Below are 12,852 nucleotides of genomic sequence, written 5' to 3' on the forward strand. Positions count from 1 at the left end.
TCATATTTTAACTATTTAGACTCAGGTTTTTTTATTTAAAGCAAACTATGGGACAGTAGTGACAGTCATGTTCTCTTTTTTATTTTTTGATATGAGATAATCCAATTTTAAAAAATAATTTCTGTGCACTAATTAACGTTTCTTAACGAGCGTGAATTCCTCGTGAATAATTACCAATCGACACGCTACTACCAAAAAATCACTTAAAAACATTAATTTACTTTATACCCTAGTCCGCATAACCTGATTCAAGTAGAAGTGAATTTCAAAAAATTGTGATTTGTATTTTTTAACTTAATACATCCATCTTTTTTGGAATTTCCTCCAAACAAAAAATGAATATCAAGAAGCTTTGTCAATTTAAACCGTTAATTGGAAGACGACTTCTTATTATAAATAACTTTGAGATCAGGATAGACACATGAATAAGAAAATTACAGCTTTGACTGTTACTGCATTAGCAAGCTTTGCATTGTTAGGTTGTAATAGTGATTCAGACAACGATAACGAGTCGTCAAATGTGAATACTGGCGATACTTTAATTCTAACTGCCAATGGAATGATTAGTTCAGTCGATAGATCAATGCCTGACAAGGTTGTGTCTAACCGCAAGATTAAAGGATTAATGTCTGGAGATGAACTGGTAGGTATTGATTACCGCCCTAAAGACGGCAAACTTTATGCTGTTGGTCTAGAAGGGAACTTATATACTTTAAATCCAAACAATGGCGAAGCAATTTTCCTGAGAAAACTAATCGCCGACCCGAGCGATACTACAGATGGAAATGCATCTTTCACACAAATTATGGGTGATGCCAACCTTATCACTGTCAATTTTAACCCTGCTGCAGATCGCCTACGTGTAATTTCTAACACAGGACAAAACTTGCGTATCAATGTTGATACTGGTGCAACCATTACAGATGGCACGATTAATTTAGCCACAGGTACTGCAGCAGTTGTTGCAGGTGCTTATACCAATGCCTTTGCTGGCACAGGTTCAACCAAACTATATAGCATTGACCAAAATTCTGATCGCATTTATCTTCAAAATGCGAACGCAGGTACATTAGGTAATTCTACGGCTTTGGGTGCAGACATTAATACAAACGGCGGTGGCGGTTTTGATATAGACCCTGTCAGCAATGTAGGTTTTGCCGCACTCAAACTCGCATCAGGCAATTATAAATTTTTTAAACTTAATCTAGCTAATGTCGGCACCTCAAGCGATGCTGTTTTTGAATCACATGACTTGAATAATAGTTTTAATAGCATGGGGATTCGTGGTATTGCATTAAAACGTTCAACCGATGCCACAGCTCAAGGCTATGGTTTAACAGCAAACAATAAACTGCTTAGCTTCGTTATTACCAATCCAAATACTGTAATTGAAAAGAGCCTCACTGGATTGCTTGTAGATGAGAAATTTATCGGTATCGATTACCGTTTTAGAACCTCAACTGACAATTCTGGCAAGCTATATGGATTAACCAATAAAGGGAATTTGTATACGATCAATACAGACACGGGTTTAGCAAGCCTCATCACAGCACTCAAACCAGCTACCAGTAGTACTTTCACAAATCTAGATGGTACAAGTTTCGCAGTTGATTTCAACCCTTTAGCAGATCGACTCCGCGTAATCAGTAATACTGGCCAGAACTTAAGAATTAACGTCGATACTGGCGATACTATAAAAGATGGCGATATTAACGGAATTTCTGAGGCTAAAGTTACGGCAGCTGCATATACCAATAGTTTCGCAACACCTATTGCGATGTTAGCTACTGAACTATTTGATCTTGATCAAACAGGCAAAACTCTCACTAAACAGAATCCACCAAACGAAGGTACATTAAACCTGATCGGTAATTTAGGAATCAACTTAGGTATAGACAATGGCTTTGATATTGCTGGTGGTGACAATGGCTTAGCTTTAGCGACTGTGGCAGGTGAAACTGGACCATCTGTACTTTATCGAGTCGACTTAAATAGCGATACAACAATTACAACACCTAGAGCACGTTTAGCTATCAGTGTAGATGGAACACCAAATTTAGCAGCTTCAACTATTGGTGGTAACACCACTCCACAAGTCATCGACCTAGCGATCTTACTTAAATAAGCTGAAATCAAAAAAACCGCATCATTGATGCGGTTTTTTATTTTTGCCTATAAAATTTAAGCAATATGTTTTTGTACGATAATCGAACCAACCGAATATCCTGCGCCAAATGATGAAATTACAGCATATTCACCATTATTTACCTGCTCGCCTGTACGGTGCATTGCAATAATTACGCCCGCAGAAGAAGTGTTAGCAAACTCATCCAAAATAATTGGTGCACGATCTAAATCAGCATCCTTACCAACAACGAGTTTTAAAATTAACTCATTCATATTAGCATTCGCTTGATGCAACCAGAAGCGTTTAACTTGTTCAGGTGTTAATTGTAATTTTTCCAACTGTGCTGTAATGATTTTTGCGACAAGTGGACAAACTTCTTTAAACACTTTGCGCCCATCTTGACGGAACAATTTGTCATCAACAACCGCATCTTCACTACGGTTTAAGAAACCAAAGTTATTGCGGATGTTATTTGAAAATTGGGTAAACAAATGAATATCTAAGATTTCATAACCTGATTTGGTTTCAGTTTCTTCGATAATTGAAGCAGTTGCAACGTCACCAAAAATAAAGTGCGCATCACGTGTACGATAATCCAAGTGACCTGAGGTAATTTCAACATTCAAAAGTAAAACACGGCGAGCACCACATTTCACAGCGTCATAAGCTTGCTTTAAACCAAATGTTGCAGCTGAACACGCGACATTCATATCATAAGCATAGCCTTTAATACCTAATGCCGACTGAATTTCAATCGCAACAGCAGGATAAGCACGTTGCATATTTGAGCATGCCAAAATCACAACATCGATATCTTCAGCAGTAACACCTGCATTTTCCATCGCTTGTTTAGCAGCAATTACCCCCCACTCGGCTTGGAGCGAAAGTTCATCATTACTACGTTCTTGTAAGCGCGGACGTAAACGTGTTGGATCTAAAATACCTGACTTCTCAACCACGTAACGGCTTTTAATACCAGATGCTTTTTCAATAAACTCAGGACTTGAACCACGTAGAGCTTCGATCTCACCTGCTGCAATTTTGTCAGCATTTTGTTGATTAAATTGTTCTACATAAGCATTTAAACTTTCAACCAACTCTTCATTAGAAATTGTTTCAGTTGGGTGAAACAAACCTGTACCTGTTATACGGATGCCCATGTAAAACTCCTGTAAAGAATGGTTCTAACTTTCATTATTGCTCAGTTTAACCGATTGCTAATCGATCCCATAGTTTTTGTAATCTAGTTGGTGAAATTGGCATCTTTGTTTTCATTGGTTGAGAAAACAAGGAAATTCTCAATTCCTCTAACATCAAATACATTTCTTTGATTTTAGGATCATTTTTAAACTTAAATACTTTGTCCATCCATGGATCGACATCATCAATTGCAGCAAGGTCACGTTGTAGATTATTTGGCAAACGATCTAAACGCAATAGCAATGCTTTTAAATAACGTGGATATTCCTGCCAAATCTCACTTGGTTTGCTATAAACAAAGTCCGCCAATGACATTAAATCCAACTGATCCTCTATATCGTCAATACTACGACCGAATATATCTTGATCTAAAACCAACAACTCACGACGAACTTGCTGCCATTGGGTAAAAATTTCAGTGATGTCCGTTAGTACTTTTTGACCATTGCTCAAAAAGTGTTTTTTTACATCAAGTGCTAAGGTATTAAATTCTTCAGCATTTTGTGGAAGTTGTTGAATTGATACTTGTAGAGTTGCATAAACCAACATTTGTTCGAGTTTAGCGCGCTCACCCAATGGAGAATATGCCAAAGCCAAAGGTTTAGAAATCTGCTTTTTCAGTTGGCGAATCAAATCTCCAAGCTGCATATGAATCAGACGAATTACACCTTCACGATGCTGTTTAATGGCTTCTTGCTGATCATTAAACGTTTGTACAACCACACCTGATTCATCTTTTGCTTCAAGTGCAGAAAATATCTTTGTGGGAACAAGCGCTTGATACTGTTTAACTATCACTCCTGTAACCTTTTGAGAAGCTTCAAAGATAAAGCTCTCAGGGAAGGCTTGGAACTCGCCTTGCTGTTGTTTTACTGGACGATGAGTTTCAACTCGGCATCTCGCCTTTAATTCATCTAAGTCACGACCTTGTGCAATTAATTTTCCTTTTTCATCAATCACTTTGATAAAAGGAACAAGGTATTGATCGATACGTTCAAACGAGAAATCTTTTTCAGTAATCTGCTCTCCACGTAGAGCAAAAGCGAGATAGTTAAATAGATGCTCACGTAAATGAACAGCATCGACACCCTGCATTAACTTTTTGGCTGTATCAGGAATTGGAACTAAATTGCGGCGTTTATCTTTAGGTAGTGCTTTTAATAAAGCCTCGATCAAATCTTGCCGCCAGCCAGGTATTCCCCATGACCATTGCTTTTCATCCACTTGAGGCAATGCTTGCACAGGAATTTTAACCGTAGCCCCATCTTCATCATGACTTGGATCAAAACGATAACTTGCTGCTAAACGTAATTGGCCGTTGTGCAAATAATCTGGAAATTGTTGCGTAGTTGGACGATCACTCATCCAGAGTGCATCATCCTCAACAAACAAATAACGAGGATTTTTTGCTTCTACCGTCGCTCGCCAATCTTCAAAACTATGTCGACTCGCCACTTCAACTGGTACACGTTCTGCATAAAATTGATAAATCGTTTCTTCATCGACAACTAAATCACGGCGGCGTAATTTATCCTCAACTCGCTCCACTTCTTCAAGTTTAAGCAAGTTATGTTTTAAAAATGCAGGGGTAATGCCTAAATTGCCAGTCGTGAGCGCATCACGCAGAAAGATTTCATGTGCAGCTACCTGATCAACTTTTTCAAAGTTCACTAAACGTTTTGGTTCGATAATCAAACCAAATAAGGAAATTTGAGCATAGGCATTCACTATGCCACCTTTTTTTGACCAATGTGGTTCAAAATAGTGATATTTCAATAAATCTCGAGCAGCCAATAATATCCATTCGGGATCTATTTTGGCCAAAGTACGCAGATAAACTTGGGATGTTTCTACCATCTCAAATGCCATGACCCACGCTGTATTGGTTTTATGCAATGTGCTGGCTGGGAAAACTTTGGCTTTTTGCTGACGAACAGCCATAAAGGTATTACGTTCATCAGTTTTGTTGGCAATAAATGAAAGTAAACCAGTTAATAAAGCTCGATGTAAATTTTCATAATTTGCACCCTTTTCATTAAAACTAAGTTTTAAACCTTCTGCCAACTCTACTAATTGTTGATGTGTTTGTTTCCACTCACGCAAACGTAACCAACTCAGAAAATGTTGGCGTGCAAACTGACGGCGTTTATTTTCAGATTGAGCATCAGGGCTTGTTTGCAATGTATTCCATAATTTTAAATAAAACAAAAAGTCAGAATCAGCTTCTTTAAATAAAGCATGCTTTTGATCTGCCTGCATTTGTTTATCTGCTGGTCTCTCACGAGGGTCTTGAATCGCTAAAGCACTAACAATAATCAAGGTTTCTTTGAGTACCCCAAAGTGTGCCCCACCGATAATCATACGTGCTAAACGAGGATCAATCGGCATACGTGCCATCATTTGACCAACTTTAGTCAGATCATTCTTGCGTTCGTTCAAGGCACCCAATTCAATAAGCAACTTACGACCGTCATTTACCAAACGGAAATCAGGTGGCTCAATAAAATCGAAATCTTCCAAATTGCCCAGACCGAGACTTTGCATTTGCAAAATAACCGAAGCTAGATTGGTTCGTTTAATTTCTGGCTCAGTAAATTCTGGGCGACTTAAAAAGTCTTCTTCGCTATATAGACGAATACACACACCCGCTGCTATACGACCACAACGCCCTTTACGTTGATTGGCTGCTGCTTGTGAAATCGCTTCAATTGGCAAGCGCTGAACACGCGATCGATAGTTATAACGTGAAATACGTGCAAATCCACTATCAACCACATAGCGGATATTTGGAACGGTCAATGCCGTTTCTGCTACGTTCGTGGCAATAATGATGCGGCGACCTTTACCACCAGGATTAAAGATTTTTTGTTGTTCAGCGAGAGCTAGTCGTGCATATAAAGGTAATACCTCTGTATGACGTGGCCCATATTTTTGTAATGTTTCTTGTAATTCTCGAATTTCTTGCTCTGTACTGGCAAAAATTAGAATATCAGCATGTTCAGGATGACCTTTTGCTTCAGCATCAGCAAAACACTCTTCAACAGCTTGAACAACGGCTCTAGGTAGATTTTCCTCAAAATCATCAAACTCATCATCATCACTACCAACAATACTCAATTCAGAAATAGGACGATAACGAACTTCAACAGGATAACTGCGACCTTCGACTTCAAAAATTGGTGCATTATTAAAATATTGACTGAACCGATTTACATCTAAGGTTGCAGACGTAACAATCACTTTTAAATCAGGACGCTTCGGCAATAATTGCTTCAGATAGCCCATGATAAAGTCGATATTGAGAGAGCGTTCATGCGCTTCATCAATGATAATGGTGTCGTATTTTGATAAGAATCGATCATTAGTCAATTCAGCTAACAGAATACCGTCCGTCATCAACCGAACGATCGAGTCTTGAGAACCTTGCTCATTAAAGCGAACTTTAAAACCAATTGACTCGCCAAGCTTTTCACCAACTTCTTCCGCAATACGTTGCGAAACACTTCGTGCAGCCAAACGACGTGGTTGTGTATGTCCAATCATGCCAGTAAGTCCACGACCTGCAAGCATTGCGATTTGAGGAAGCTGTGTGGTTTTACCAGAGCCAGTTTCACCTGCAACAATAATCACCTGATGCTTTTGAATAGCCTCGATCAAACGATCGGCGTATTGCGTAACAGGCAAATCTTGGTTGAGTTTGATTTTAGGCAAGCGAGCTAAACGCTGTTTCACCTTTTGGTTTGATTGTTCAAATAGTTTTTCGAGTTCTGCTGTTTCTGTTTTTTTATCTTTGCGCAGTCGATTTAAACGGTGACGGTCACGTGCCATAACCAATTGATCTACATTTAAATGACTCTGCACTGAACAGCTTTCCTGAAAATTAAATAATCGGCTATTTTACGCCTTAAAATCTTGCTATGCAAAGGAACTACAGCAATCTATTGATGATATTGCTGTAGTTCTAGTTTGGTTTTTATGATTTAGATGAATGATCAAAACGATTACGTAACTGTTTGACGTATTTTTTAAATGGCCAAGTAAATTGCTTTACAAAGCTATTGGGGATCTTATACCCCACAGTTCCATATACACTTGCCAAATGGTTTGGCATATAAACGGTTTTAAAAATGACATCATACAATGGGATAAATGCTGCATAGTTTTTATCAATCGCAGGTTTCTCTGAAGAGTGATGCCAATGATGGAACTCAGGGGTAGCTATCACCCAGCGCAAATACGGAAATCTAAAACGTACATTTGAGTGGATGAATATTGCATGAAAAGAAATAAATACGAGATAAGCAAAAACGGCTGAGGTATGAAAACCTAATAAAAATATCGGTAAGGTTGCAACAAATCGCGTCATCAATACTTCGACAATATGTAAACGTGAAGATGCTAACCAATCCATATGTTCCGTTGAATGATGGATCGCATGAAAACGCCACAAGAAATTCACTTCGTGCATCGCGCGATGCAACCAATACACAACGAAATCAACAACAATCAACAACTCTATAAATTGCAACCAAATCGGCTGTGCTTGTACAAAAGGAACGATTGGATTATTCGGAAGATGAGTAATCCAATACTGAATCGGCATGACTGTTAGAAAGGTAAAGAGTTGAATGCCAATGTGACTAAACATGAAATATTTCATATCCGTCACCCATCCCACTCTAAGTATTTTTTGATGGGGATTTTTAGCAAAAAAACCTTCTAAAGGGATAAAAACTAAAGCCAAGATCACAAGTGTTAGTACGAAATAATCAATACCTGCATAGAAAGGAATGTTCGGCAAAGTTGGGGCTTTGATTAACCCACATCCCAAAACAGCCGCAACTAATGCGAAACACAAACCATAAAACCCATATCGATTTTGTCGAAAAATCGCACTAAACGCCCCAAAACCGACACTAAGTACAATCGCGATCATCAAACTAAAATAAAAAGCATCATAATGTTTAACGTATAGCGGACGTAGTTCTGGCATGGTGAGAACTGAAGGAAATAAAAAGCATAAAGCACTGAAAATGCTTAATAATCCTAGAGACATAGATATAAAAGCACTAATCTTGCCTAAACCAGCATTGAGTTCAAGATTCTCAAATTTTTCTCTCAATTGATCTGTCATTTGTTGTATTAATTCTCTTTAAATACGAGTAATCTCGCTCGCGGTTAACTTTAATCCTGCTTAATACTTCACAGTATTTCTACCCTATCTCAAATTCTAAACATCCCAAACATTTGAAACAAGAAACATTTCGTCCAATATTTGAGCATAAACAATAATATCTCCAACATGCATGAACTTCGTGCAGATCATGGTTTTTTATATAATTTTATTTTTTTCAATTTTACCCTTGAATTTTAAGGCTATCGGCTTCATGTTGTAGAACACGATCATTTTCGATATTTGTCATTTTTGCTTCATGTGAATGGAGTCAAATGGAAATATCTTTTTTTGGGTGAAAGCTATCGATCTCGGATCATTTAATTTTCCGATTTTAGTCATGTAAAAATACTATTTCCCCAATAACTAGAAATTATTTATTCTAGACCTCGCAAACAAGTTTAAAGATAAACCTCAATCATGGAGACAATGATGAGCTTGATTAATACTGAAGTTAAACCATTTAAAGCTGATGCATTCCGCAACGGTGAATTCATTCAAGTAACTGATGCTGATCTTAAAGGCAAATGGTCTGTTCTTATTTTTATGCCAGCTGCATTCACATTTAACTGCCCAACAGAAGTTGAAGATGCTGCTGAAAACTATGAAGAGTTCAAAAAAGCTGGTGCAGAAGTTTATATCGTAACAACTGACACTCACTTCTCTCATAAAGTATGGCATGAAACTTCACCAGCAGTTGGTAAAGCTCAGTTCCCATTAGTTGGCGACCCTACACACCAATTAACTCGCGCTTTTGACGTTCATATTGAAGAAGCTGGTTTAGCTTTACGTGGTACGTTCATCATCAACCCTGAAGGCGTAATTAAAACTGCTGAAATTCATGACAATGCTATTGCTCGTGATGTATCAGAAACTTTACGTAAACTTAAGGCTGCTCAATTCGTAGCAAGCCACCCAGGCGAAGTTTGCCCAGCGAAATGGAAAGAAGGTGAAGCAACTCTTGCTCCATCTATCGACCTAGTGGGTAAAATCTAATTCTTTAGATTGAACAACCTCGTCAGAAGCCACTCTTTTTAGGGTGGTTTCTTTTTATCTGCCTTTATATAAATTTCTTATCCGCTCTCCCCCAGCTTGATAGCAAAATTTTTACAATTCTTATACTTATAAATTTATAACGAAATTCATTTATCAATTGTCAGCCTGCATTACATGGAGTAATGTCAAATTATGAAACATAAAGAGTTTTTTGTATGTACTAAATGATCAAACTGAAATGGGGGCAAATATATGGAAAAAACTGTTGTTGTAACCTCTTGGAAATATGATATTTCTTCACGCTATTTAAAAATTTTTTACAGCAATGGCACAGCCGAGCTTTATCATCCTGTTCCAGAATTTGTGTATGACAATTTGCTACGCACAACCAATAAGACTGCTTTTGTCCATAAATACCTTGAGTTTGATCTTCATTTTAAACGTCTTCAAATTTCTGCTTCATCATAAAAAAAGCCCTTTTCAGGGCTTTCTTCATATCATATCTATCTCTTCTGCATATTTTTCATATATTCGTGCTTCGGCATCAGGGTGTAAATTTACTTTACTCAAGTCACCGTTGTAATGCTCTACCACTCGATCATCCATAATTTTTGACCACCATGCTGGAATGAAGGCTGGTAAAAGCATGGCGCCATAACCTGCTGGTAATTGAGGTGCATTTTCAAAATGACGTAAGGTTTGGAAACTGCGTGTCGGATAAGCATGATGATCTGAATGACGTTGTAACTGGTACAGAAATAGATTCGTCACTAAATTATTATTGTTCCAGCTATGTTCTGGCAAAGTACGCTCATACTGCCCATTTTCTTTCTTCTCACGTTTTAAACCATAATGTTCAATATAGTTAACGGCTTCAAATAGAGTCACCGCATATGTAGCTTGAGTGAGTTGAAATGGAACTGAACGCATACCAAATTTCTTAAACATCAAGCCATGATAAATTGCTGACATGACCCAACCATGAATCAGTTCATTTTCCTTGCAGAAAAATGGTAGTTTTTTGCGTTCTAAACGTTTCTTTTCTATCTCAATTGCAGATTTAAAACTCCCAATCACTGTACGTGGTAAGAACTTCCAAAAGGTCTCACCCAAACGTGATGATGCAGGATCTTCAGGCGTTGCTACTCGACGATGATGCCCATATGGATGTTCAATTCTGAAGTGGTTATACCCTGATGGCGCTAATGCAAGATGTGATAAATAATGTTCTAAACGACCATTTTTATGGCTTAATTCATGTGCAGTATTAATTGCAATACCATTCACCATACCAACTAAAGTTCCTAACAGAACTTGATCAGCTACAGATGTGCCTTTTCGACTTGCTAAGTATCCTCCATAAACGTTGGTCGCATATTGGAGTGGTATAAAAAGCTTCACAATGCGAGAGTAATATGGGTCAGCTTCTAAGTCCGCAATCGCATCTAGTGGTGGATTTTCAGTATCCTCACCAATTAATTTGTCTAGAGTTGGGATCACACCATGGATAAATAATGGTCCAAATGAGGCAAAAAACTTTTTCGATTTTTTAGGTCCAAATTGATAGCCAGCAAGTCCACTCATCGCAATAGCAGGTACTGCAAGACCAAGTAACCACAAATGACGTTTTTTATCTTTAAAAGTTGTTGTTGCTTGCTCTACATCCAGTTGAGTATGCATATTCATTAGAAATTCCTCAATCAAACACAAAATGTTTTGCTTGAATTGATTGTGTTCTTTTGCAGTCACTCTATATTATCATTTTAAGACTTGATATTATCATTTTAAGACTTTAGTGGTTTTTTATTGTGCAAAAACAGCAAATCCCTGTTATTCCGTCTCGTTATTATTTGCGGTTGATCGAAATTCTGATTGGCACTCATCAATATGATAATGAGGTATTAAACGCATTTCATAACGAACTTTCTAAAACTGAGCTTTTATCAATTCAACAAATTGAACAATTTATTGCACTTGGCCTGAGCCTACCTAATACAGAAGATTTGGCTTTTGAACTCGGTAAAAATCTAAAACTCAGTTCGCATAGTTTGGTTGGATATGCATTAATGACCAGTCCAAATTTAGAACATGCATTGAGATTAATCACACAATATTTTCGGCTAATTATGCCAAGCTTTAAGCTATCGATTCAATTTCCAACTCATCAACATAAGGTTGAGTTATTACTTGAACCCATCTTACAAATGAATAAGCAATGTTTAGCATTTCATATTGAAGCAATTGCCGTTGGATTTTATTACAGCTTATTAGAACTTGCAGGACAACAATTACAACGTTACCAAATTTATTTAAGTATACCCGAGCCTGTTTATGCTGAACGCTATATACATCTCGTTAAAGCAAATTTTCATTTTAATTACACATGGACATCAGGTATACGCGTCGTGATTGATCAACAACAACTGGCACTACCTTTACCTTTGGCGGATGCTCATAGCCTAAAAGTGGTTGAACAACGTTGTCAGGAACAGATTCAAAAAATTTATCATCAAGGTGAAATTGTTGAATGGGTCAGCATGATGTTAAGACAAGCCCATCAGATTCCAACATTAACTGAATGCGCTCAAGTTCTAAATATTTCTACTAAAACTTTACAACGTTATTTGCAGCAACAAGGAGTTGAATTTCAAGCTTTGAAACAAAAAATTAGTACTGAGCGAGCAATTGATTTATTAGAAAATTCAACTTTTACCATCACCCATATTGCTTACGAATTAGGCTATTCGAACCCTGCAAACTTCACCCGCGCATTTAATAAAATGATGGGATGTAGCCCACAACACTATCGCCTATCGCGATGCAAGACCCAATAAAACAATTAAGTGATCTGTATCAATTTGAAACGTGGAATCAACTGTCCATCTTCAAGCTGAACTGTTTCGGTAAACATACTGAGTGGACGTACCCACATCGAGTAATCTCCATATAAGCATTGATACACCACCAATTCTTCTTCGGTTTCGCTATGACGCGCTACGTTGAAAACCTGATAAAGTTGCCCCTTATAGTGTTGGTAGATGCCACGTTGTAATGCCATGCTATTTTTCCTTTAGGCTATGCCATGAAATAATTGCAGTTATATAACAAGTTTGAATATATTCAAATTTTTAGGTATAAAAATCTTCAAAATGTTTATTTTATCTTAAATTCAAAAATCCGATCAAACCCATAAAAACATACTGTTTTACCTATTTATTAGTTTTGCGTACTATAGCTTCATTGAATGAATTTAGCTGATTTGAACTGCTTAGAATTTGGAGAAAGACATGTTAGATCAAAATATTAAAACTCAATTAAAAGCTTACTTAGAACGTTTAGAAAGTCCAATCGAGTT

At 37.4% G+C, this 12,852-nt stretch carries 9 protein-coding genes; 4 read left to right on the forward strand and 5 right to left on the reverse strand.

Features of this window, described 5'->3' with window-relative positions:
* Nucleotides 1-421: 421 nt before the first annotated feature.
* A complete protein-coding gene (locus tag F948_RS14900; RefSeq protein ID WP_004966662.1) occupies nt 422-2,125 on the forward strand; it encodes a DUF4394 domain-containing protein in 1,704 nt (567 codons plus the stop codon).
* 56 nt (nt 2,126-2,181) lie between these two features.
* On the opposite strand, the gene F948_RS14905 is transcribed toward F948_RS14900, so the two are convergent.
* From F948_RS14905 to F948_RS14915, 3 genes are all read right to left on the reverse strand, one after another.
* On the reverse strand, nt 2,182-3,288 hold the full coding sequence (locus F948_RS14905) for a beta-ketoacyl-ACP synthase III (protein ID WP_004953654.1): 1,107 nt from the start codon (nt 3,286-3,288) through the stop codon (nt 2,182-2,184).
* Between the two features lie 46 nt (nt 3,289-3,334).
* Entirely contained in the window at nt 3,335-7,189 is a 3,855-nt protein-coding gene (gene hrpA / locus F948_RS14910) for an ATP-dependent RNA helicase HrpA (RefSeq protein ID WP_004966663.1), read from the reverse strand.
* Between the two features lie 112 nt (nt 7,190-7,301).
* Entirely contained in the window at nt 7,302-8,462 is a 1,161-nt protein-coding gene (locus F948_RS14915) for a sterol desaturase family protein (RefSeq protein WP_004966665.1), read from the reverse strand.
* Between the two features lie 471 nt (nt 8,463-8,933).
* Between F948_RS14915 and ahpC the strand changes: the two genes are divergently transcribed.
* The gene (gene ahpC, locus F948_RS14920; protein ID WP_004662563.1) at nt 8,934-9,497 is read left to right on the forward strand and encodes an alkyl hydroperoxide reductase subunit C; all 564 of its coding nucleotides are present in this window, start codon (nt 8,934-8,936) and stop codon (nt 9,495-9,497) included.
* A 252-nt stretch (nt 9,498-9,749) separates the two neighbouring features.
* Nucleotides 9,750-9,965, forward strand: a complete 216-nt coding sequence (locus F948_RS14925; protein ID WP_004966668.1) for a KTSC domain-containing protein — start codon at nt 9,750-9,752, stop codon at nt 9,963-9,965.
* Between the two features lie 24 nt (nt 9,966-9,989).
* Here F948_RS14925 and F948_RS14930 read toward each other — a convergent pair whose 3' ends face one another.
* On the reverse strand, nt 9,990-11,183 hold the full coding sequence (locus tag F948_RS14930) for an alkane 1-monooxygenase (RefSeq protein ID WP_004966669.1): 1,194 nt from the start codon (nt 11,181-11,183) through the stop codon (nt 9,990-9,992).
* 122 nt (nt 11,184-11,305) lie between these two features.
* Here F948_RS14930 and F948_RS14935 point away from each other — a divergent pair, with 122 nt between their 5' ends.
* Nucleotides 11,306-12,331 (forward strand): helix-turn-helix domain-containing protein, encoded by a 1,026-nt coding sequence (locus F948_RS14935; RefSeq protein WP_004966671.1) that lies wholly within the window; start codon nt 11,306-11,308, stop codon nt 12,329-12,331.
* A 5-nt stretch (nt 12,332-12,336) separates the two neighbouring features.
* Here F948_RS14935 and F948_RS14940 read toward each other — a convergent pair whose 3' ends face one another.
* Complete coding sequence (locus tag F948_RS14940; protein WP_004966673.1) at nt 12,337-12,555, reverse strand: DUF1653 domain-containing protein; 219 nt, start codon at nt 12,553-12,555, stop codon at nt 12,337-12,339.
* Nucleotides 12,556-12,852 lie beyond the last annotated feature (297 nt).

It is taken from the genome of Acinetobacter junii CIP 64.5, from assembly GCF_000368765.1.
In the GTDB taxonomy this organism is placed as follows: Bacteria; Pseudomonadota; Gammaproteobacteria; order Pseudomonadales; family Moraxellaceae; genus Acinetobacter; species Acinetobacter junii.

Bases quoted from the DNA above. Each gene is read 5' to 3' on its own strand.
- F948_RS14900 (WP_004966662.1), top strand. From the start codon at position 422: ATGAATAAGAAAATTACAGCTTTGACTGTTACTGCATTAGCAAGCTTT.
- F948_RS14905 (WP_004953654.1), bottom strand. From the start codon at position 3,288: ATGGGCATCCGTATAACAGGTACAGGTTTGTTTCACCCAACTGAAACA.
- F948_RS14915 (WP_004966665.1), bottom strand. From the start codon at position 8,462: ATGACAGATCAATTGAGAGAAAAATTTGAGAATCTTGAACTCAATGCT.
- ahpC (WP_004662563.1), top strand. From the start codon at position 8,934: ATGAGCTTGATTAATACTGAAGTTAAACCATTTAAAGCTGATGCATTC.
- F948_RS14925 (WP_004966668.1), top strand. From the start codon at position 9,750: ATGGAAAAAACTGTTGTTGTAACCTCTTGGAAATATGATATTTCTTCA.
- F948_RS14930 (WP_004966669.1), bottom strand. From the start codon at position 11,183: ATGAATATGCATACTCAACTGGATGTAGAGCAAGCAACAACAACTTTT.
- F948_RS14940 (WP_004966673.1), bottom strand. From the start codon at position 12,555: ATGGCATTACAACGTGGCATCTACCAACACTATAAGGGGCAACTTTAT.